Origin of the sequence: Pseudonocardia aurantiaca, from assembly GCF_039526725.1 — a bacterium.
GTDB classification, from domain to species: Bacteria; Actinomycetota; Actinomycetes; order Mycobacteriales; family Pseudonocardiaceae; genus Pseudonocardia; species Pseudonocardia aurantiaca.
Map to the genome: position 1 here is coordinate 656,717 of NZ_BAAAJG010000008.1, position 20,361 is coordinate 677,077.

The 20,361-nt window shown below is 72.6% G+C and carries 21 protein-coding genes; 9 read left to right on the top strand and 12 right to left on the bottom strand.

The genetic code is table 11. From position 1 onward, the window contains the following. The first annotated feature begins 67 nt into the window (after positions 1-67). The 3 genes from ABD143_RS13015 to ligD are packed head-to-tail and all read left to right on the top strand — an operon-like array spanning position 68 to position 1,938. On the top strand, positions 68-448 hold the full coding sequence (locus ABD143_RS13015) for an FKBP-type peptidyl-prolyl cis-trans isomerase (RefSeq protein ID WP_379659734.1): 381 nt from the start codon (positions 68-70) through the stop codon (positions 446-448). Between the two features lie 20 nt (positions 449-468). Then, complete coding sequence (locus ABD143_RS13020; protein ID WP_343976308.1) at positions 469-969, top strand: metallophosphoesterase family protein; 501 nt, start codon at positions 469-471, stop codon at positions 967-969. 12 nt (positions 970-981) lie between these two features. Then, positions 982-1,938 carry a non-homologous end-joining DNA ligase gene (gene ligD / locus ABD143_RS13025; RefSeq protein ID WP_343976311.1) on the top strand — a complete coding sequence of 319 codons (957 nt, stop codon included), beginning with the start codon at positions 982-984 and terminating at the stop codon, positions 1,936-1,938. A gap of 184 nt (positions 1,939-2,122) precedes the next feature. Here ligD and ABD143_RS13030 read toward each other — a convergent pair whose 3' ends face one another. After that, positions 2,123-2,563, bottom strand: a complete 441-nt coding sequence (locus ABD143_RS13030; RefSeq protein ID WP_343976313.1) for a cupin domain-containing protein — start codon at positions 2,561-2,563, stop codon at positions 2,123-2,125. Between the two features lie 27 nt (positions 2,564-2,590). Between ABD143_RS13030 and ABD143_RS13035 the strand changes: the two genes are divergently transcribed. The 3 genes from ABD143_RS13035 (at position 2,591) to ABD143_RS13045 (ending at position 6,642) form a co-directional block, all read left to right on the top strand. Next, the gene (locus ABD143_RS13035; RefSeq protein WP_343976316.1) at positions 2,591-2,902 is read left to right on the top strand and encodes an antibiotic biosynthesis monooxygenase family protein; all 312 of its coding nucleotides are present in this window, start codon (positions 2,591-2,593) and stop codon (positions 2,900-2,902) included. Between the two features lie 78 nt (positions 2,903-2,980). Continuing rightward, positions 2,981-5,770 (top strand): alpha/beta fold hydrolase, encoded by a 2,790-nt coding sequence (locus ABD143_RS13040; protein WP_343976319.1) that lies wholly within the window; start codon positions 2,981-2,983, stop codon positions 5,768-5,770. Then, a complete protein-coding gene (locus ABD143_RS13045) occupies positions 5,767-6,642 on the top strand; it encodes an ABC transporter permease (RefSeq protein WP_343976322.1) in 876 nt (291 codons plus the stop codon). Before ABD143_RS13040 ends, ABD143_RS13045 begins: the two co-directional genes overlap by 4 nt. A gap of 1 nt (position 6,643) precedes the next feature. On the opposite strand, the gene ABD143_RS13050 is transcribed toward ABD143_RS13045, so the two are convergent. After that, positions 6,644-6,820 (bottom strand): hypothetical protein, encoded by a 177-nt coding sequence (locus ABD143_RS13050; RefSeq protein ID WP_343976325.1) that lies wholly within the window; start codon positions 6,818-6,820, stop codon positions 6,644-6,646. 40 nt (positions 6,821-6,860) lie between these two features. Beyond that, entirely contained in the window at positions 6,861-7,751 is an 891-nt protein-coding gene (locus ABD143_RS13055; protein WP_343976328.1) for an EamA family transporter, read from the bottom strand. A 71-nt stretch (positions 7,752-7,822) separates the two neighbouring features. Here ABD143_RS13055 and ABD143_RS13060 point away from each other — a divergent pair, with 71 nt between their 5' ends. Beyond that, positions 7,823-8,728 carry a LysR family transcriptional regulator gene (locus ABD143_RS13060; protein ID WP_343976330.1) on the top strand — a complete coding sequence of 302 codons (906 nt, stop codon included), beginning with the start codon at positions 7,823-7,825 and terminating at the stop codon, positions 8,726-8,728. 11 nt (positions 8,729-8,739) lie between these two features. On the opposite strand, the gene ABD143_RS13065 is transcribed toward ABD143_RS13060, so the two are convergent. From ABD143_RS13065 to ABD143_RS13075, 3 genes are read right to left on the bottom strand one after another with little or no spacing between them, the layout of a single operon-like run. After that, complete coding sequence (locus ABD143_RS13065; RefSeq protein ID WP_343976333.1) at positions 8,740-9,144, bottom strand: VOC family protein; 405 nt, start codon at positions 9,142-9,144, stop codon at positions 8,740-8,742. Positions 9,145-9,176: 32 nt separating this feature from the next. Further along, the gene (locus tag ABD143_RS13070; protein WP_343976336.1) at positions 9,177-9,563 is read right to left on the bottom strand and encodes an MmcQ/YjbR family DNA-binding protein; all 387 of its coding nucleotides are present in this window, start codon (positions 9,561-9,563) and stop codon (positions 9,177-9,179) included. Continuing rightward, positions 9,518-10,807 (bottom strand): glycosyltransferase 87 family protein, encoded by a 1,290-nt coding sequence (locus ABD143_RS13075; protein ID WP_343976338.1) that lies wholly within the window; start codon positions 10,805-10,807, stop codon positions 9,518-9,520. Before ABD143_RS13075 ends, ABD143_RS13070 begins: the two co-directional genes overlap by 46 nt. A gap of 174 nt (positions 10,808-10,981) precedes the next feature. Here ABD143_RS13075 and ABD143_RS13080 point away from each other — a divergent pair, with 174 nt between their 5' ends. Beyond that, a complete protein-coding gene (locus tag ABD143_RS13080; RefSeq protein ID WP_343976341.1) occupies positions 10,982-12,019 on the top strand; it encodes a DUF418 domain-containing protein in 1,038 nt (345 codons plus the stop codon). A 27-nt stretch (positions 12,020-12,046) separates the two neighbouring features. Here ABD143_RS13080 and uvrB read toward each other — a convergent pair whose 3' ends face one another. Beyond that, the gene (gene uvrB, locus ABD143_RS13085) at positions 12,047-14,230 is read right to left on the bottom strand and encodes an excinuclease ABC subunit UvrB (protein ID WP_379659735.1); all 2,184 of its coding nucleotides are present in this window, start codon (positions 14,228-14,230) and stop codon (positions 12,047-12,049) included. Between the two features lie 79 nt (positions 14,231-14,309). On the opposite strand from uvrB, the gene ABD143_RS13090 reads away from it, so the two are divergent. Further along, the gene (locus ABD143_RS13090; RefSeq protein ID WP_343977403.1) at positions 14,310-14,840 is read left to right on the top strand and encodes a ribonuclease FAU-1 family protein; all 531 of its coding nucleotides are present in this window, start codon (positions 14,310-14,312) and stop codon (positions 14,838-14,840) included. A gap of 10 nt (positions 14,841-14,850) precedes the next feature. On the opposite strand, the gene ABD143_RS13095 is transcribed toward ABD143_RS13090, so the two are convergent. The 5 genes from ABD143_RS13095 to rpsA form a co-directional block, all read right to left on the bottom strand. Then, positions 14,851-15,558, bottom strand: coding sequence for a hypothetical protein (locus ABD143_RS13095; protein WP_343976347.1), 708 nt, complete (start codon positions 15,556-15,558; stop codon positions 14,851-14,853). Continuing rightward, positions 15,555-16,445: an RNA polymerase sigma factor gene (locus ABD143_RS13100; RefSeq protein WP_343976350.1), complete on the bottom strand. Its 891-nt coding sequence runs from the start codon at positions 16,443-16,445 to the stop codon at positions 15,555-15,557. Before ABD143_RS13100 ends, ABD143_RS13095 begins: the two co-directional genes overlap by 4 nt. 106 nt (positions 16,446-16,551) lie before the next feature. After that, positions 16,552-17,748 (bottom strand): dephospho-CoA kinase, encoded by a 1,197-nt coding sequence (coaE, locus tag ABD143_RS13105; protein ID WP_343976353.1) that lies wholly within the window; start codon positions 17,746-17,748, stop codon positions 16,552-16,554. A gap of 54 nt (positions 17,749-17,802) precedes the next feature. Further along, on the bottom strand, positions 17,803-18,522 hold the full coding sequence (locus tag ABD143_RS13110; protein ID WP_343976356.1) for a hypothetical protein: 720 nt from the start codon (positions 18,520-18,522) through the stop codon (positions 17,803-17,805). Positions 18,523-18,671: 149 nt separating this feature from the next. Beyond that, the gene (gene rpsA / locus ABD143_RS13115) at positions 18,672-20,138 is read right to left on the bottom strand and encodes a 30S ribosomal protein S1 (RefSeq protein ID WP_343976359.1); all 1,467 of its coding nucleotides are present in this window, start codon (positions 20,136-20,138) and stop codon (positions 18,672-18,674) included. Between the last annotated feature and the right edge of the window lie 223 nt (positions 20,139-20,361).

The following is a 20,361-nucleotide window of genomic DNA, read 5'->3' on the forward strand; positions in this document are numbered from 1 at the left end:
TGTCTACCCCGCACGACCCGGTCTGGCACTGTAGGGCGTGTCCTTTCGGCGCCCATCATCTGGGAGAATGAACGTGGCACTGCAGCGACCCGAGGTCGACCCCATCGACGGCCCCGCCCCGAGCGACCTGGTGGTGGAGGACATCCAGCCCGGTGACGGTGCCGAGGCGACGCCCGGCAACACCGTCGAGGTGCACTACGTCGGCGTGGCGCACTCCACCGGCGAAGAGTTCGACGCGTCCTGGAACCGCGGCTCCACGTTCCGTTTCCCGCTCGGCGCGGGTCGCGTCATCGGGGGCTGGGACCGCGGCGTCGCGGGTATGAAGGTCGGCGGCCGCAGACGCCTGGTGATCCCGCCGCACCTGGGCTACGGCGACCGAGGCGCGGGCGGCACGATCAAGCCCGGCGAGACCCTGATCTTCGTCGTCGATCTGGTGGGCGTGAGCTGAGCCGGCAGCGCCTGCTGCTGATGTCCGACACCCACATCCCGGTGCGGGCGAAGGACCTGCCCGCATCGGTGTGGGCGGCCGTCGACGCGGCCGACGTCGTGGTGCACGCGGGTGACTGGGTGTCGATGGACCTCCTCGACGCCCTCGAGGCCAGGGCCCAGCGGCTCGTCGGCGTCCACGGCAACAACGACGGTTCCGCGCTGCGCGCCCGGCTGCCCGAGGTGGCCCGCGTCGAACTGGCCGGCGTCCGGTTCGCGGTGGTGCACGAGACGGGCGCGGCCACGGGGCGCGAGCGCCGCTGCGCGGCGGCCTACCCGGACGCGGACGTTCTGGTGTTCGGCCACAGCCACATCCCGTGGGACACCACGGCCACCCGCCCGGACGGCGGCGAGCTGCGCCTGCTCAACCCCGGCTCGCCCACCGACCGGCGGCGCCAGCCGACGTTCACCTGGATGACGGCGGATGTGGCCGACGGGCGGCTCGGGCAGGTCGAGCTCCATCACCTCTCGCCGCGGGTGTGATAAAGCTGTGACGTGAGTCCCAAAGGCACGGTCGAGACGCGCGACGGCGTCGAGCTGACCAACCTCGACCAGCCGCTGTTCGACGGCGCCGACGCCACCAAGCGTGACCTCGTCGACTACCTCGACGCCATCCGCGAGCGGATCCTGCCCGGCCTGCGCGACCGGCCGCTGTCGGTGATCCGGGTGCGGCCCGGGCAGGACCCGTTCATGCAGAAGAACGTGCCCAAGTACACGCCCGAGTGGATCAAGACGACCACCGTGTGGGCGGAGGCCTCCCGCCGGGAGGTGCGCTACGCGCTGGCCAACGACCGCCGCACGTTGCTGTGGTTCGCCAACCAGCGCGCGATCGAGTACCACCCCACGCTGATGCGCGTCGGCGAGCCCCACCCGACGCACCTGATCCTCGACCTCGACCCGCCGGAAGGCGACGCGTTCCCGCACGTCGTGCGCGCGGCCGCGCTCGTCCGGCAGGCGCTCGCCGACACCGGGCTGGAAGGGGCCGTCAAGACCAGCGGCGCGAAGGGGCTGCACGTGTTCGTGCCGCTCGCCGAGAGCGTCGGTTTCGAGGACGCCGCGGCGGCCACCCGGGCGCTCGCGGCACGGGCCGAGCGCGTCGACCCGGACGTGGCGACCACCGCGTACATCAAGGAGGACCGCGGGGGAAAGGTCTTCCTCGACTCCACGCGCGCGGGCGGCGCGACCGTCGTGGCGGCCTACAGCCCCCGGGCCCGCCCCGGCGTGCCGGTCTCGTTCCCGGTGGCCTGGGACGACCTCGACAACATCACGCCGCGCGACTTCACCATCCGCACGGCCGCCGGGCTGCTGGGCGACACCGACCCGTGGCAGGAACGGATGCCGCCCACACAGTCACTCCCTGCCGACCTGCTGGAGGAGGGGCACGCGATCCCGATCGCAAGGGTGGCGGCGATGCACGAGGGCAAACGCCGAGCCCGAGCCCGCCGCCAGTAACCCCGCCCGCCCCAACCACCCGCGAGTCGCTGCATTGGTGCGAGCGAGTCGCTGGATTCGTGCGCGCGAGTCGCGAGGCAGCCAGGTACGGAGGCTGCAACTCGCGCCCACTTTCTCAGCGTCTCGCGCACCCTTCTGCAGCGACTCGCTCGCAGTTTTCCCGCGACTCGCGGGTGGGGGGCCCTCAGGACTCGGGCGGCTCGTCCTCGCCGGCCTCCTCGGCGGCGTCCGCCTCCTCCTTGGTGCGGTGCACCACGCCGTCCGCGTGCTCCGGCGGCGCGTAGACCGTGTAGAGGACCAGCGGGTTCGGGCCTGTGTTCACGAAGTTGTGCTTCCTGCCCGCCGGCACGACCACCAGGTCGCCCGCCGCCACCTTCCGCGTCTCCCCGCTCACCCGTGCCTCGCCGGTGCCGCTCACGAACGTGAGGATCTGGTCGATCCCGTCGTGGACCTCCTCGCCGATCTCCCCGTCCGGCGGGATCGTCATGATGACCAGCTGGGAGTTCTTGCCGGTCCACAGGACGCGGCGGAAGTCGGCGCTCTGTTCGGCGACGGTGGCGATCGTGAAGTGCTCCATGCCGTCCCCTGTGCCCAGATCGGGCTCGTTCCACTCGTCCCGGCTCACAGATCGCCCCGTGCGAGGATGCGATCCATGGTGCTCGAAATCGCCGACTTCGCCGTGCTCCCCGGATCCGAGGAGGAGTTCGCCGCCGCCGTCCGGGAGGGCGTGCGCTACGTGTCCGACACACCCGGCTTCCGGAACGCGCGCCTCACCCGGGGCGTCGAGTCGCCGAGCCGGTTCGTGCTGCTGATCGAGTGGGACAGCCTCGAGGCCCACACCGTCGGGTTCCGCGAGTCGGAGAACTACACCCGCTGGAGGGCGCTCATCACCCCGTTCTTCGACGGGGCACCCCGCGTGGAGCACTTCAACGAGATCAACATCACTAACCCGGCCGGCGCGTAGAAGCGCAGTGAAACGCCGCTGAGAAGGCGCTGAGGGCTGGCCGGCGGCCGCGAGGGGGGCTTCCCCTAACGTCATCTCGTGCCCCTCCCGCCGCGCGGCCGGCCCTCCCTCGCGCTCACCGTCGTGCTCGCCCTGGTGAGCACGGCGCTCCTCACCGGCGCCGCCCTCCCCCGGTTCGCGACGGCCGCGCCCGCGGCCGGCGAGCAGCGGGTGCAGGAACAACGGATCACGGTCCCTGGTGGGCCCGGCAGCACGGCGCCGGTCGACCTGGACACGAGCTTCTACCTCCCGGCCACCACCCCGGCGCCCGCCGTCCTCGTCGCGCACGGGTTCGGCGGGAGCAAGGCCGACGTCGACGCGGACGCCCGCGATCTGGCGGCGCGCGGGTTCGCGGTGCTGACGTGGTCGGCGCGCGGGTTCGGCGCGAGCACCGGCCAGATCGCGCTCGACTCCCCCGATTACGAGGTGGCCGACGCCCGCGCGCTCGTCGACTGGCTCGCCGCCCGCCCCGAGGTGCAGCAGGACGGTCCCGGCGACCCGCGGGTCGGCGTCACGGGCGGCTCGTACGGCGGGGCGCTCGCCCTGCTGCTCGCCGGTTACGACCGGCGCGTCGACGCGATCGCGCCGGTGATCACCTGGAACGACCTCGGGCAGGCGCTCTTCCCGAACGCCGCGACGGCCGCGCCGCCTCCGGCCCGGACGCCCGCCGAGGGCGTCTTCGCGCCGGACGGGGTGTTCAAGAGGGCGTGGTCCGGGCTGTTCTTCTCGGCAGGTCTCCGCCCCTCGCAGGAGGAGCCACCCACCGCCACCGACGGCCCCGTGACCTGCGGCCGGTTCACCGCCGAGGTATGCGCCGCCTACACCGAGGCAGCCACCACCGGGCGGCCTTCACCGGCCATGGTGGACCTGTTGCGCCGGTCCTCACCCGCCTCCGTCACCGACCGGATCACCGCCCCCACCCTGCTGGTACAGGGCGAGCAGGACACGCTGTTCGGGCTCGACCAGGCCGACGCCAACGCCCGAGAGATCGCCGCGGCGGGGGGCACCGTCAAGGTGCTCTGGTACGGCGGCGGGCACGACGGGGCCGCGCCGGACCAGGCCGTCCGGGACGCGATCGGCAACTGGTTCGACTTCCACCTGGCCGGCACCGGCGCCGACCCGGGCACCGGCTTCTCCTACACGGTGGCGAGCGGCGTCCGCGCCGGGAGCGGCACCCCGACCAGCCGCACGGTGGCCGCCCCCGCCTACCCTGGCCAGCCCGGCACCGCTCCGCTGACGACAGCCCCGCTCGCGCTGGGCGGCGACCCGCAGGTGGTCGTCAATCCGGCGGGCGGCAACCCTGCCGCGATCACCTCGCTCCCCGGTCTCGGCGGGGCGCTCGGAACACTGAGTGGCAGGCTCTCGGCGTTCACGGCCGACCTGCCGGGCCAGTCCGCGCAGTTCACGACCCCGCCGATGCAGTCCCCGCTGACGGTGACGGGTGCGCCGCGGGTGCAGGTCACCGTCTCCCGGGTGCCGGGGCAGCCGGCGCCTGCCGAGGCGGCACTGTTCGCGCGGGTCTTCGAGGTCTCCCCCGACGGGCTGCGGAGCCTGCTGGGCGGGGCGGTCGCGCCGTTCCGGGTGCCGGTGCCCGCCGACGGCTCGCCCACCACCGTCACCGTGGCGCTGCCCGGCGTCGTGGCACCGATCGAGTCAGGCCACAGCCTGGTGGTCTCGGTCGCCACCACCGACCAGGGCTTCGCGGGCGGCACGGACCCCGCCGTCTGGCGCGTGGGCGTCACCGGCGACGGGCTCAGCGTGCCCGTGGTGCCCGGCCAGAGCATCAGCGCCGGCACGGTGCCGTTCTGGCCGCTCGTCGGGATCGGCGGGGTGCTCGCGGCCGCGCTGCTGGTGTGGCTCGGTGCCCGGGCCCGCGCCCGCCGCCGCATCCCGCCTGCCGCGACCGGCAACGACCGCCCGCTGGAGATCCGCGACCTCGCGAAGACCTACAAGGGCGGCTTCAGCGCTGTGCAGAGCGTCTCGTTCGACGTCGAGAAGGGCATGGTCCTCGGCCTACTCGGGCCCAACGGCGCAGGCAAGACAACCGTGCTGCGGATGCTCATGGGCTTGATCCGCCCGACGGCCGGGACGATCACCGCGTTCGGACGGCCGGTCGGCCCGGGCGCACCGGTGCTGGCGCGGATCGGGGCCTTCGTCGAGGGTCCGGGGTTCCTGCCCCACCTGTCCGGCGCCGACAACCTGCGGCTGTACTGGGCCGCCACCGGCCGCCCTGAGGCCGAGGCGCACGTAGCGGAAGCCCTCGAGATCGCCGGGCTCGGCGACTCCGTCAAGCGCCGCGTCGGCACCTACAGCCAGGGCATGCGGCAACGGCTGGCCATCGCGCAAGCGATGCTGGGCCTCCCGGAGCTGCTGGTGCTCGACGAACCGACCAACGGGCTCGACCCGCCCCAGATCTCCGCGATGCGCGAGGTCCTGCGCCGCTACGCGGCGGCCGGGCGCACGGTGCTGGTCTCCAGCCACCTGCTCGCCGAGGTGGAGCAGACCTGCACACACGTGGTCGTCATGCACCGCGGGAAGGTCGTCGCGGACGGGACGGTCGCCGAGATCATCGCGGGCGGCGGCGCGGCCACGTTCGCGGTCGACGAGCCGGAGCGCGCGGCCACCGTGCTCGGCGGGCTCGCCGGGGTGCTGTCGGTGCAGGTCGACGCGGGCGTGGCCAACACCGTGCACGCCGAGCTGAACGGCACGCCGAGAGCCGAGGCCGTGCGTGCGCTCGTCACCGCGGGCGTCGACGTGGCGGCGGCCGGGCCGCGGCGGCGCCTGGAGGATGCGTTCCTGCAGCTCGTGGGAGAGGACAGGGCACCGTGACCACCACCGCCACCATCGGCTCCGGCTCCGGCTCCGGCTCCGGCACCGCGTACCGGCCGGGGCGGACGCTCCCGCTGCGCGTCGAGCTGGTACGCCAGCTGCACCGCAGGCGCACCCAGGTGACGTTCGCGCTTGTGGTGCTGCTGCCGGTGATCCTCTGGGCGGCCTTCGAGCTGGCCGCGGACGGCACGCCGACCGGCTCGTTGAACCTCGTCGACCTGGCCCGTGGCAGCGGGCCGAACTTCGCTGTGTTCGCGCTGTTCGCCTCGGCGTCGTTCCTGCTGGTCGTGGTCGTGGCGCTGTTCTTCGGCGACACCGTGGCCGCCGAGGCGTCCTGGTCGAGCCTGCGGTACCTGCTCGCCGCCCCGATCCCACGGGCGCGGCTACTGCGGCAGAAGGCGCTTGTCGCAGCCGCGCTCTCGGTGGCGGCGCTGCTCCTGCTGCCCACCACGGCGCTCATCGTCGGGACGCTCGCCTACGGCGCGGGCGACCTGGTCAGCCCCACCGGCGAGTCGCTCGGCTTCGCGACGGCCGTCGGGCGTGTGCTGCTCGGCGCGCTGTACGTGGCGCTGCACCTGAGCTGGGTCGCCGGGCTCGCGATGCTGCTCTCGGTGTCAACGGACGCGCCGCTCGGCGCCGTCGGCGGGGCCGTGATGGCGTCGATCGTCTCGCAGATCCTCGACCAGATCACCGCACTGGAAGGCCTGCGCGACTACCTGCCGACACACTTCGGCGACGCCTGGGCGGGCCTGCTCGCCTCCGAGGTGGACTGGGGCGACATGACCCGTGGCGCGTTCTCGGCGCTGGCCTACGCGCTGGTGTTCTTCACCGCGGCGGTGTGGCGCTTCGGGCGCAAGGACGTGACGAGCTGACTCAGCTTCCCTTCCGGAAGGTGCCGGTGACGCGCTGGCCCACCGCGCTGCTGAAGCCCTCCTCGGCGCCCAGCAGGCCGACGCGCCGGGCGAGCTCCGCCGTGTGGACGTCGACGGCCGCCTCCACCGGCGCGGCGTAGGTCGGCGTCCGGGAACTGCGGGCCGAGCAGCCACTCACACCGTCGGCGTGGGCCTGCTACGTCCACGCCGGTCCGTGATCAGGCGGAGGCCGGGCGCATCACGGTCACCGGCCGCGGGGTGCCGAGCAGCACCCCGCCGATGATCACCAGCGCTGCCACCAGCTCCAGCGGAGTCGGGCGCTCACCCAGCGCTGCGGCGGCCAGCCCCATCCCGACCACCGGCACGAGCAGCGAGTACGGCGCCACCACCCCGGCCGGATAGCGGCGCATCAGCGCCGTCCAGATCCCCGACCCGACCACGGTGGCGAGCACGGCGAGGTAGGCGAGCGCTAGCACGCCGGGCAGCCCGGCGGGTGCGACGGCCGCCTGCAGCGCGGCCCAGCCGGCGGCGGGTCCCTCCCACACGAACGACATGGCGAGCAGCGGGAGCGGCGGCACCACCGACATCCACAGCGTCAGGTGCAGCGGGTTCGGCGGTGCGGCCTTGCGGCCCGCGAGGTTGCCGAACGCCCAGCCCAGCGCTCCCAGCAGGGTGAGCAGCACCGGCAGCGCGGCGGCCACCTGCGCCCGCGAGACCGCGATCGCGGCCATCCCGAGCACCGCGAGCCCGATCCCGATCCCCTGCCGCGGGGAGATCCGCTCGCGCAGCAGCAGCGCCCCGAGCAGCACCGTGAACGGGGCCGAGGCCTGCAGCACGAGTGACGCGAGGCCCGTCGGCATCCCGATGTCCATCGCGATGAACAGGAAGATGAACTGCACGGTCCCGAACCCGATCCCGTACCCGAGCAGCCAGCGCAGTGGCACCTGCGGGCGGGGCACCAGCAGCAGCGTGGGGATCGCGATCACCGTGAACCGCAGCGCGGCGAGGAACAGCGGCGGGAAGTGCTCCAGGCCGATGTGGATGGCGAGAAAGTTGCCGCCCCAGAGGACGGCGACGACGCCGGCGAGCAGGCGGTCCCGGACGGTCACGCTCTCACTTTCCGCTGCGTCGACCACGAAGACCAGCGAATAGATCTGAAGGATCTCTTTAGAATCGCTACATGGACGTGCAACGGCTCCGGGTGCTGCGGGAGCTCGCCGACCGCGGCTCGGTCACCGCGGTCGCCGCCGCGCTGTCGTTCACGCCGTCCGCGGTTTCGCAGCAGCTCAAGGCGCTGTCGCGGGAGGTCGGGGTGCCGCTCACCGAGCCGGCAGGGCGGGGGCTGCGGCTCACCGACGCCGGGCACGCGCTGGTGGCCGAGGCGGAGGCCGTCCTCACCGCGCTCGCCCGCGCCGAGGCCACCGTCGAGCGGCTGCGCACCACCCCGCGCGGGCTCGTCCGCATGGCGCTGTTCCCCTCCGGCGCCCGGATGATCCTGCCCGGGCTCCTGCGCAGGCTCGACGCCCTGCCGGAAGTCGGCCTGCACTGCCGCGACGTGGATCTCACACCAGCTGACGTCCCGGCCCTCACCGCCGACTTCGACATCGTGGTCAGCCACCGCGACGAGACTGGCCCGCCACCCGCCACCGAACGCTGGCTCGTCGTGCCGCTGCTGCGCGAACCGCTGGACGTCGTGCTCCCGCCTGGCCACCCGCTTGCCGACCGTCCCCGGTTGCGGCTGGACGAGCTGGCGGACGAGGCGTGGATCAGCGTCGAGGTCGGGTGGCCCGTCGACGACGTGCTCCGCACGATCGCCGTCCGCACCGGCCACACACCGCGGGTCGTGCAGCGGTTCAACGACTTCTCGGTGACCGCCGAGCTGGTCGCCGCCGGGCACGGCATCGCGCTGCTCCCCCGCTACTCCACCCACGACCGGGGCGGGCGGACCGTGCGCAAGCCGATCGCCGGGGTGCGCGCGGCCCGCCTGGTGGAAGCGGTGCTGCGCACCAGCGTGGCGGAGCGCCCCGCGGTATCGGCGGTGCTGGAGGCGCTGCGCGCCGAGGCGGCAGCACTGACGGCCGAGTGACTCCGCCGCGGTTACTGCAGGCAGAATTCGTTGCCTTCGGGGTCCGCCATCACGATCCACCATCCGGTCGGCTCGTTCCGCTCGTGCAGCACGGTGGCGCCTGCCGCCTTCAGGTGGGCGACGTGCCGGCGGACCGCGGCCTGCCGGTCGCCCGCGCCGTGCCCCGCGTTCACGTCGAGGTGCACGCGGTTCTTGATCGTCTTCGGCTCCGGGACCCGCTGGAACAGCAACCGCGGGCCTGCGCCGGTGGGGTCGATGATCGCGGTGTACTGCTCGTACGCTTCGGCGCTGTTCCCCGTCCTGATCAGGTAGCCGGGCTGCGGCGGTTGCAAGACGTAACCGAGAGCGACCGCCCAGAACGCGGCGAGCCTCCTCGGATCGCGGGCGTCCACGGTGATCTGGAGGGGAATCGCCATGCGCAGCAGTCTGCCGAACCGATCAGCTGACTTCAGCTCGGAAGGGGGCGCAGCCGCTTCGGGAGCTTCGCGACGACCGCTGCGTACGAATCGTCGACGAGCTCGCGCAGCTCCTCTCCCGGGATCGTGCCGTCGACGACCACCGCGTTCCACCCGTGCCGGCCGATATAGGCCATCACGGATGCGTGGTCGGGGTAGCGGTGGCGCAGCTCGGCGGACTCCTCGGCGTCGCGCCCGCATTTGACGCCGAACCCGCCACCCCCGAGGAAGGCGAAGATCTTCCCGCCCACCTTCGCCACGAGGTCGCCCTCCCAGGGCTCATCGGGTGTCGCCCCCGGCTTGGCCATGCAGTAGGCGACGAGCTCGTGGTGGGTCACTGTGGCGTTGCCGCCGGCTCCTCGGCCGGCCGCGACCGCCATGCCGCCCACAGCAACACGAACAGCAGCGCCGTGAACCAGACGTAGGTGCTGCCGATGACCTGCTGCAGCGGGGTCCAGGTCAGCTCCTGGTCGCCCGCGCGCGGCTGCACGTACTGGTGCGGGGCGGCCACGAACACGGTGGCCGTGGCGAGTGTGACGCCCGCCCAGGCCCAGGACTTCCGTTGCCACGCCGTGCCGGCCATCACCAGGAGCGCGGGTGCCACCCAGACCCAGTGGTGCGACCACGAGGTGGGCGAGACGAGCAGCGCGACGCCCGCGGTCGCCGCCAGCGCCACCGGTGCCGGGGCCCGCCGGATCGCAGGTGCGGCGAGCGCGAGCAGCCCGACGGACAGGAGCAGCCAGCCGATCGTCCGCGCCGGGCCATCGACCCCGGCCCGGACCAGCACGGCCTCGAAGGTCTGGTTGGTGAAGAAGGGCGAGCCGCTGACCCCTCCCGCCGGGTCGGACCAGAACGCGAGTGACGCCGACGGCGCGACGGCGAAACCGATGAGCGTGGCGACGGCCCCGGTCACCGCGGCGACCGCCGCCGACCGGTAGTCCCTGCGCAGCAGGAAGAACAGCACGAACGCGGCCGGCGTCAACTTGATCGCCGCGGCGATCCCGACGAGCATCCCCCGGGGCCACCTCGGGCGTGACACGAGGCAGTCGAGCGCCACCAGCGCCATGAGCACGAGGTTGATCTGACCGAACTCGATGGTCTGCAGCACTGGCTCCAGGCCGAGCGCGTGGCCGTCCGCCGGCACGTCGAAGTTGATCGGCTGACCCGGCTCGACGGCCATCGCGAGCGGCAGCGCGATGGAGGCCACCGACAGCGCGCCGCCCCGGCCACCGGACGGCCACAGCCTCCGCGCGACGGCGAACAGGGTGGCGCCCAGAGCGAGCGTCGAGAGCAGCAGCACCGCCACCCACGCCACCAGCCACGGCACCACCGCGATCGGCACCATCACCATTGCGGCGAACGGCGGGTAGATGAACGGGAGCGCGATGTGGCCGGAGGTCTCGGGCAGCGGGCCGTACATGTCCCCACCGGCCAGCCACGCCTGCACGCCGAACCGGTAGACCTCGAGGTCGATGTGCCGGCCACCGGTGTGGACGACGAGCCCGGCGAGCACAAGCACCAGCAGCGGGCCCGTCACCAGCAGCACCCGACGGGGCGAGCGGAGCAGGCCGAGTAGCCGTTGTTCGACGGGCGTGCGCGCAGCCGACGCGCCGACAACCGTCACGCTGGTGCCCTCTCCTCCGCCGCTCGGATCATCCTTCACGGTAACCCGGCCCCGGCTCCGCCCGGTGCCCACCCCTGCGGGCGCGGCGCCTCGGTCTTCTGGTCGAGGTCGTGATGGGCCGGATCGGCCTTTCGACCGATCCGCGAGGCACCGGGACGACACCACACTGCGCCGGTGCCCGCTTCCCGCACCACCCAAACCGGGGCGGCTCCGCCGCCGGCCGCCACCCGGCCCCGCATCGCGGCGCTCGATGTGCTGCGCGGCTTCGCGCTGTGCGGGATCCTGCTGGTGAACGTCGGGCCGATCGCCTACTCCGGCGGCTTCGAGCCCCGTTCCCCGGGCGCTCCGCTGGACGGGTTCGGGTGGCTCTCGCTGCTGCTCGACCAGCGCTTCTTCCCGATCTTCTCGCTGCTGTTCGGCATCGGCTTCGCGCTGCTGCTGGACTCCGCAGCGCATCGTGTCGCCCGCCCTCGGCTGCTCCTGCTGCGCCGGCTCCTGGTGCTCCTCGCGCTCGGGCTGGCGCACATGCTCCTGCTGTGGTTCGGGGACATCCTCACCATCTACGCCCTGGTCGGGCTCCTGGTGCTGCTGCCCTCGACGTGGCTGCCGCGCTGCGTCGTGGCCGGACTCGCTGCCATGCTCCTCGCGGCGGCACTCGTCATCGGCCAGGGCGGCCCCTCCCTGGTGCCCGGGCTGTTCCTGCTGGGATCGGCGCTGGTGCGCTACGGCGTGGTCGACCGCATCGAGCGGTCCACCCGCGTCCCCGCCGCACTCGGCCTGGTGTTCGCCGCCGCGGCGGCGCCGGCGCTCTGGTGGCAGATCGGGTCGCGCACCGACCCGGGCAACCCGCATTTCGGCCGCTCCATGGCCGCGGCCGGGCTCCTGCTCGCGGGCCTGTACATCTGCGTGCTGCTGGTGCTGCTCAGGACACCGCTGCGCCCGGTGCTGCAGGCCGTGTTCGCCCCGCTGGGGCGGATGGCGCTGACCAACTATCTGACGGCCACGCTCCTCGTGCTCGCGGTCGCCCGCATCGACGGGCAAGCGGAGAGTTGGTCCGCGGCGACGGTGATGGGGATCGCCGCGGCCATCCTCACCGCCCAGTGGCTGTGGTCGACGCTGTGGCTGCGCCGGTGCACTCAGGGGCCGCTCGAGTGGCTCTGGCGCTGGGCCACGTGGGGGCGCAGGCCACCCCTGCGCCGCCCCGCGGACTGACCGCCCGCGACGCCTCGCCTGTCGCGGTCAGCGCACGCCGGCGGCGTCCATGCCGCGCAGTTCCTTCTTCAGGTCGGCGATCTCGTCGCGCAGCCGGGCGGCCAGCTCGAACTGCAGGTCGCGGGCGGCTGCGAGCATCTGGTCGGACAGCTGCTGCACGAGGTCGGCCAGCTCGGCCCGCGGCATGTTGGCGGTGTCGCGTCCGGTGATCACCCCGGAGCTGGCAGCGGCCGGCGCCCGGCCGGGCTCGCCCGCCGCGCGCTTGCCCCGGGACTGGTTGCGGCCCGAGCCGCCCACCGGGACCTCCTCGGCCTCCCGGTACACCTGGTCGAGGATGTCGGCGATCTTCTTGCGCAGCGGCTGCGGGTCGAGGCCGTGCGCCTCGTTGTAGGCGACCTGCTTGGCCCGGCGGCGGTCGGTCTCGTCGATGGCGAACTGCATCGAGTCGGTGACCTTGTCGGCGTACATGTGCACCTCGCCGGACACGTTGCGCGCCGCGCGCCCGATCGTCTGGATCAGCGACGTGCCCGACCGCAGGAAGCCCTCCTTGTCGGCGTCGAGGATCGCCACCAGCGAGACCTCTGGCAGGTCGAGGCCCTCACGCAGCAGGTTGATGCCGACGAGCACGTCGAACTCGCCGAGCCGCAGCTGCCGCAGCAGCTCCACCCGCCGGAGTGTGTCGACCTCCGAGTGCAGGTACCGCACGCGGATGCCCAGCTCCAGCAGGTAGTCGGTGAGGTCCTCGGCCATCTTCTTCGTGAGCGTGGTGACCAGCACCCGCTCGTCGCGCTCGGTGCGCTCCCTGATCTCGTGCACGAGATCGTCGATCTGGCCCTTGGTCGGCTTGACCACGACCTTCGGGTCGACCAGCCCGGTTGGCCGGATGACCTGCTCCACGAACTCGCCGCCCGTGCGGGAGAGCTCGTACGGACCGGGGGTGGCCGAGAGGTAGACCGTCTGGCCGATGCGGTCGGCGAACTCCTCCCAGGTCAGCGGCCGGTTGTCGACAGCGGACGGGAGGCGGAACCCGAACTCGACGAGGTTGCGCTTGCGCGACATGTCGCCCTCGTACATCCCGCCGATCTGCGGGACCGTCTGGTGCGACTCGTCGATGACGAGCAGGAAGTCGTCGGGGAAGTAGTCGATGAGCGTGGCGGGCGCGGAGCCGGGGCCACGGCCGTCGATGTGGCGCGAGTAGTTCTCGATGCCCGAGCAGAAGCCGACCTGCCGGATCATCTCGACGTCGTACTGGGTGCGCATCCGCAGCCGCTGGGCCTCGAGCATCTTGCCCTGCCGCTCCAGCTCGGCGAGCCGCTCCTCCAACTCCTCCTCGATGGCGCGCACGGCCCGTTCCATCCGCTCCGGCCCCGCGACGTAGTGGGTGGCCGGGAAGATGCGGACCTCGTCGACCTGCCTGATGACGTCGCCGGTGAGCGGGTGCAGGTAGTACAGCGCCTCGATCTCGTCGCCGAAGAACTCGATGCGGACGGCGAGCTCCTCGTAGGCCGGGATGATCTCCACCGTGTCGCCGCGGACGCGGAAGGTGCCTCGGTTGAACGCCAGGTCGTTGCGGGTGTACTGCACGTCGACGAGCGCCCGCAGCAGCGTGTCGCGCTCGACGCTGCCGCCGACCTTCAGCTTGACCGACCGGTCGAGGTAGGACTGCGGCGTGCCGAGGCCGTAGATGCAGGACACGGACGCGACCACGACGACGTCGCGCCGGGACAGCAGGTTCATCGTGGCGGAGTGGCGCAGCCGCTCGACATCCTCGTTGATCGAGGAGTCCTTCTCGATGTAGGTGTCGGTCTGCGCGATGTACGCCTCTGGCTGGTAGTAGTCGTAGTACGAGACGAAGTACTCGACGGCGTTGTTGGGCAGCATCTCGCGCAGCTCGTTGGCCAGCTGCGCCGCAAGGGTCTTGTTCGGCGCCATCACGAGCGTGGGCCGCTGCACCCGCTCGATGAGCCACGCAGTGGTGGCCGACTTGCCGGTGCCCGTGGCGCCGAGCAGCACGACGTCCGGCTCACCGGCCCGGATGCGCTTCTCCAGCTCCTCGATCGCGGCCGGCTGGTCGCCCGCCGGCTTGAACTCGCTGACCACCTCGAAGCGCCCTCCGGTGCGGGGGATCTCCCCGACCGGGCGGAACTCCGAGTGCGCAACCGGCACGTCCTGCATCGCGGCGCTGCCGGGAACCTCTGTCGCGAATGCCACGTACTCCAGGGTACGAGCCCCCACCGACAAGTTCGCACCGACGACTTCACACCGTGCGCACCCGCCGGGTTCTGCCAGGATCGGGCCGGTGCACCCGCCGAAGATCGTGACCTTCGACGTCCCCGGCCGCGTCAACATCGACACCAAGGGCACCGTCCGCGAGGTGGACGAGTACCGCGAGACGCCGTTCGGCCTCTACATGAGCCGCGCGATGGTGAACCGGCCGACCGCGTACTGGGTGGAGTCGTGGCTGCTCCCCGAGCTGGGGCTGTGTGTCACCGACTGGTGGTGGAACCCCGGCCATGTCCGCCACCAGGACTTCTACCTCGACGTCTGCGAGATCGTGCGCGACGGCGGCCGGTGGGTGCTCACCGACCACTACCTCGACATCGTCGTGCAGAACCGGCGCGGCGCGCGCGTGATCGACGTCGACGAGTTCGTGGCAGCCGTCGCGGCTGGGCTGCTCCCGCCCGCCGCGGCCGAGCAGGCGATGCACACCGCGTACCGCGCGGTGGACGGCCTGGCGTCGCACGGGCACGACCTGGACGCCTGGCTCGCCGGCATGGGCATCGCGCTCACGTGGAAGGAGCGCCCCGCTGGGAGCGCCTGACCACGCCCGATCAGGTGACCGGGCTCTCCGTGGCCGGAGACGTCCCGCCCGAGGACGAGGTCGGGGCGGACGCGCTCGTCGTGGTGGGGTCCGGGTCCGGCGTCGGCCGGGTGGTGGGGTCCGGCTCCGGCTGCTGGGTCGTCGTCACAGGTGGCCGCGGCGTGGTCGGCCGTGATGTCGGCGGCCGGGTCGTGGTTGGACGGGGCCGGGTCGTTGTCGGCTCCGGCGGGGCCTCGTTGATCGAAGTCGGCGGCGCTGTCGTGGTGGGCGGCGGAACGACTGGCGGCGGAGCCGCGGGAGGTGCTCCGGGCGGTGGCGGCGGACCCACCGGAGCGGGGCCCTGCTGCACCGGCGCGCCCCCGGCGTCCTGGGCGCCCGCGGGAGCCGGGGCGGCTGCACCTGCGACGGGCGCGGCCGCCGCGGGGACCGACGGGTCCGAGATCGTTCCGGTCTGCGCAGCACCTGGCGCGATGGTGGTGCCCGCAGCCTCGGCGGTGGCGACCGGCATCGTGACCTGCGCGATCGCTGTGGTGGCGCCGAGCGCGCCCACGGTGAGCACCGCGGCCGCGGCGGCGGTGCTGGCGCGGTTGAGCGTGCCGGCCCGGCGTATCACCGCGTCGACCGCGGGCAGGGTGACCGCCGCGGCCAGTTCGTCGTCGAGCCTGCGGAACTCGTCCGTGACCCGGCCGAAACCGCTGAACCCATCCGTCGCCGTCATCGGCGCTCCCCCTCGTTGTCACCGGCGCCCGGCTCGTAGCCGTAGCCGTCGGCGTATCCCCCCGTGGGATTTCCCCCTGTGGCGTATCCCCCGGTCCCGTACCGGTCGACGGAATACCCGCCAGTGCTGTACCCGCCGGTGCCGTACCCGTCGACGTAGGCACCGGGGTCGTGGTCGGGTCCGTAACCGGAGCCCTCGCCCGACTCGTAGCCGCCGCCGATCGCCTCGCCGAGCACTGCGGGCAGCACGTCGGCCATGCCCTCGGTGACGACGTGCCGGGCGCGCGCCAGGCGCGCCTGCACGGTGCCGACGGAGGCCCGCTCGAGAGCGGCGATCTCCTGCATCGACGCCCCGGCCATGTGGAACAGCACCACGGCCCGGCGCTCCCCCGGCGACAGCCGGCCGAGGGCGGCGAGCATCGCGCGGGTGCGCTCGTCGACACCATGTCCGACGCCGCGCGGGCGGCCGATGCCGATGCGAGCGAGCGTGCGGGGCCAGCTCCGCACCGTGGACCGGACGGCGACCCGGCGCACCCAGGCGCTGGGGTCGGGCGAGCGCCCGATCGTGCTCCAGTTGCGCCATGCACGCGAGTAGGCGTCCTGCACGACGTCGTGGGCCTCACCTGGATCGAGTGTGATCGCATAGAGCTGGGCGACGAGGCGCTGGTAGTTGGCCTCGAGGTGGGCACCGAAGTCGGCACGCAGCCCGACTGTGTCGGCCGCCGACCGCCGCGGCTCCTGCACGACCTGTGTTCCCGCCGAGGCCGGGTCGCCGGCCTCCTCGCGGAACTCCGGCTGTGCCACAAGCAGACGATCGGATACCTCGCGGCCCGGGACGTCGGCGAGAACGTCGTCGGCGTCCTCGCGCTCGTCGACCGGTGCGCCCACCCGTTCGCCCCCCTGATCCGCGGCCTGTTCGTCCCTCACTCGATCGTGGATCGCCTCCACCTCCATCGTGGAATTACTGCGCTCCGTTACCGTCGAGTTGCTCCGTTCAGTGCAACGACGGTGACCACGCGAAGGATGCGGCCCATGCGTCGGCCCGGGGCAGTGCTTCGTCGAACCACGGCTCCTTCACCTCGACGTACCGGGCCGCGTCGGGGTCGTCGCCGTAGAGCGACTCGGCCTTCCGCTTCACCGCGAGGTACTCCTCCCGGGCCTCCGGGACGGCCCGCAGCCAGTCCCGAAAGAGCAGCGCATACCGCCATCCGGGTGAACCGACTTCCCTGACGTGCAGGTGCACCGGGCGGCCGGGGTCGGCCGTGCCGTGGTAGCGCTTGGGCCAGGGCGCTGACCCCGGCGGCTTGGGGTTGTCGTGGTCGATGTCGGCGCGCCAGGGGAAGCCGGCGTCCTGCAGCGCGTCGCGGATCGCGTCGGCGTCAGCCAGCGACTCGACGCCGAGCTGCAGGTCGATCACGTCCTTCGCCGGGAGGTCGGGGACCGACGTTGACCCGATGTGTTCGACGCCGCGCCCCCGGAACCCGGCGGCAGCCGCCACGCGGGCGGCCAGGCGCACCCCGTCGGCACTCCACTGCGTGTTCGGGTCGGCGAGCCGCGGCGGGCCACCCTTGACGGCGCGGCGCTCGCGCAGGTTCGCCTCGAACGGCACGAGCCTGCGTTCCCACAACTCGTCAACGGTCGCCTCGAGGTCGCCCGGCGAGCCGGCGTTGTCGAGCCAGACGTCGGCGGCGGCCCGCCGCGCACCGTCTCCGGCCTGCGCCGCGATCCGGGCGCGCGCGTCGGTCTCCGGCATCCCGCGCTGCTCGACGAGCCGCCGCACGCGTTCCTCCGCGTCGGCGTGCACCACCACGACCAGCGGGAAGTACGGCGCCATCCCGCCCTCGACGAGCAGCGGCACGTCCTGCACCACCACCGCATCGGCCGGGGCCGCGGCGATCAGCTCGTCGGAGCGCCGCCGGACCCGGGGGTGCACGATGGCGTTGAGCTTGCCGCGCGCCTCGGCGTCGCCGAACACGACGCCCGCGAGCGCGGCGCGGTCGAGGGCCCCGTCGGCGTCGAGCACGCCGTCGCCGAACGTGTCCACGATCTCCGTGAGGCCGTCGGTGCCCAGCGCCACCGCCTCCCGGGCGAGCACGTCGGAGTCGACGAGCAACGCTCCCCGTTCGACGAGCCGGCGCGCGACCGTCGTCTTGCCCGAACCGATTCCCCCAGTCAGCCCAATCCGCAGCACGGAGGTCACGCTACGCGGCCGGTCCGACCGCCCGGCACGGCGTATTCCGGCACCTCAGGAGACTCCCCTCGCAACCTGCGGCTCCGCCGCGCTCGCCGGGCCGGCCCGCGGAGCGGACGCGGGCGTCGCCGACACCGAGGGCAGCACCCGGAGCGCGATGTCGACGAGCACCTCGCCGGGGCTGCGGCCGCCCGGGAGCGGCTGCTCGGGCAGCACGAGGGTCACGTTGGAGGCGGCGTGGGCGACCAGCAACACCGACTCGCCGCGGCGCTCGACCAGCACCGCCGAGGCGCTCCCGAGCGGCACCTCCCGCCGCTCGCCCGACTCGGCGGCGGAGTTGATGTGCCACTGCGCGGCGGCAGCGGCGTCGTCGACGAAGCCGGAGACGTTGATGTCGAGCAGCGCAACGCCTCGGCCCGGCCCGCTGGTGTAGTCGCACGACGTGCGCTCGGTGCGGCGGACCGAGGGCTCCGCAACCCCGAGGATTGTGCGCACCCGGACCGAGCCGAGCGGCAGCCCCAGTACCGCCTCGAGCTCGTCGCCTGCGAGGACGCGGGTGCAGTCGTCGGGTATCGCGCCGTCCGCGCTCCCCGGCCCGGTCGTCGAGCCGCCCTCCTGCTGCCCGGGGCCTGGGAAGGTGGGCACGGCGGTCGGTTCCGGGCCCGACGAGCACCCGGTGAGGAGGGCGAGGAGGGCGAGGAGCGCGGTCAGCACGACCAGAGTGCCGGCCACCGCGGCGCGCAGGGTTGTTCGTCCCCCGTCGACCCCGCGCATGCCTCCACGGTAGTGGCAAAAAGCAAGTCGATCACCCGACGCGCCCGGATCGTCGCACACCGCACTCGAACCGGCGACCCCGGAACGGGGACGGCCCCGGCGACCGTGTGGGTCGCCGGGGCCGTCCCGTGCGTGCTTCTGCTACCGGCTCAGGCGCCGCCGGACAGCTTCTCCCGCAGCGCGGCGAGCTGCTCGTCGCTGGCGAGGGAGCCACCGGACTCGGCCGGGGCGGCCGTGCCCTGCGAGGAGTAGTTGGTGCCGCCACCGTCGGCGGCCGCCTCGGCCTCCGCCTCTGCGGACTTGCGGATCTGCGAGATGTGCTGCTCGTAGCGAGCGTGCGCCTCCGCGTACTCCTTCTCCCAGGCCTCGCGCTGGGCCTCGAAGCCCTCCTGCCAGTCGCCGCTGTCGACGTCGAAGCCCTCGGGGTAGATGTAGTTCCCCTGGTCGTCGTACTCGGCGGCCATGCCGTAGCGGGTGGGGTCGAACTCGGTGTCGACCGTCATACCCTCGTTGGCCTGCTTGAGCGAGAGCGAGATGCGGCGCCGGTCGAGGTCGATGTCGATGACCTTGACCATGGCGTCGTCGCCCACCTGGACGACCTGCTCCGGGATCTCCACGTGGCGCTCGGCCAGCTCGGAGATGTGGACCAGGCCCTCGATGCCCTCCTCGACGCGGACGAACGCACCGAAGGGGACCAGCTTGGTGACCTTACCCGGCACGATCTGACCGATCGCGTGGGTGCGGGCGTACAGGCGCCACGGGTCTTCCTGCGTGGCCTTGAGCGACAGGGAGACGCGCTCGCGGTCCAGGTCGACGTCGAGGACCTCGACGGTGACCTCCTGGCCGACCTCGACGACCTCGCTCGGGTGGTCGATGTGCTTCCAGGACAGCTCGGAGACGTGCACCAGGCCGTCGACCCCGCCGAGGTCGACGAACGCACCGAAGTTGACGACCGAGGAGACGACACCCTTGCGCACCTGGCCGCGGGCCAGCTGGTTGAGGAACTCGCTGCGCACCTCGGACTGGGTCTGCTCCAGCCACGCCCGGCGGGACAGGACCACGTTGTTGCGGTTCTTGTCCAGCTCGATGATCTTGGCCTCGATCTTGCGGCCCACGTAGGGCTGCAGGTCGCGGACCCGGCGCATCTCGACCAGCGAGGCGGGGAGGAAGCCCCGGAGCCCGATGTCGAGGATCAGGCCGCCCTTGACGACCTCGATGACCGTGCCCTCGACCGGCTCGTCGGCCTCCTTGAGGGCCTCGATCGTGCCCCAGGCGCGCTCGTACTGCGCGCGCTTCTTGGAGAGGATCAGCCGGCCTTCCTTGTCCTCCTTCTGGAGGACGAGGGCCTCGACGTACTCACCGACCGACACAACCTCGGCGGGGTCCACGTCGTGCTTGATGGACAGCTCGCGCGAGGGGATGACGCCCTCGGTCTTGTAGCCGATGTCGAGCAGGACCTCGTCACGGTCGACCTTGACGATGGTGCCCTCGACGATGTCGCCATCATTGAAATACTTGATGGTCTGGTCGATGGCGGCGAGGAAGTCCTCCTCCGACCCGATGTCGTTGATTGCGACCTGTGGCGTGGTCGGGGCGGCGGTGGTGTCGGTGGACATGTAGTGGGGTGCTCCGGTGGTGGATGGATTTGTGGTGCGCTCTGAGGTGGGTACGTCTTGTGACGTGGTGCTGTCACCCTTGCTCGTGAAAGAACTTGTGGATCATGAAGAACGCTGCAAGCTGCGGTCTGGCGAAGCGCGCGACGCAGTACCCGCGACGTTGACCACAGCGCCTTCATCATGCTACGCGGCACCCGATCAGCAGAGCAATCCGGGTGCCCAC

Excerpts from the sequence above, each read along its gene's own strand:
- ABD143_RS13015 (WP_379659734.1), top strand. The coding sequence starts at position 68 with ATGAACGTGGCACTGCAGCGACCCGAGGTCGACCCCATCGACGGCCCC.
- ABD143_RS13020 (WP_343976308.1), top strand. The coding sequence starts at position 469 with ATGTCCGACACCCACATCCCGGTGCGGGCGAAGGACCTGCCCGCATCG.
- ABD143_RS13035 (WP_343976316.1), top strand. The coding sequence starts at position 2,591 with ATGGTGCTCGAAATCGCCGACTTCGCCGTGCTCCCCGGATCCGAGGAG.
- ABD143_RS13060 (WP_343976330.1), top strand. The coding sequence starts at position 7,823 with ATGGACGTGCAACGGCTCCGGGTGCTGCGGGAGCTCGCCGACCGCGGC.
- ABD143_RS13065 (WP_343976333.1), bottom strand. The coding sequence starts at position 9,144 with ATGGCGATTCCCCTCCAGATCACCGTGGACGCCCGCGATCCGAGGAGG.
- ABD143_RS13070 (WP_343976336.1), bottom strand. The coding sequence starts at position 9,563 with ATGGCGGTCGCGGCCGGCCGAGGAGCCGGCGGCAACGCCACAGTGACC.
- ABD143_RS13095 (WP_343976347.1), bottom strand. The coding sequence starts at position 15,558 with ATGACGGCGACGGATGGGTTCAGCGGTTTCGGCCGGGTCACGGACGAG.
- ABD143_RS13110 (WP_343976356.1), bottom strand. The coding sequence starts at position 18,522 with ATGCGCGGGGTCGACGGGGGACGAACAACCCTGCGCGCCGCGGTGGCC.
- rpsA (WP_343976359.1), bottom strand. The coding sequence starts at position 20,138 with ATGTCCACCGACACCACCGCCGCCCCGACCACGCCACAGGTCGCAATC.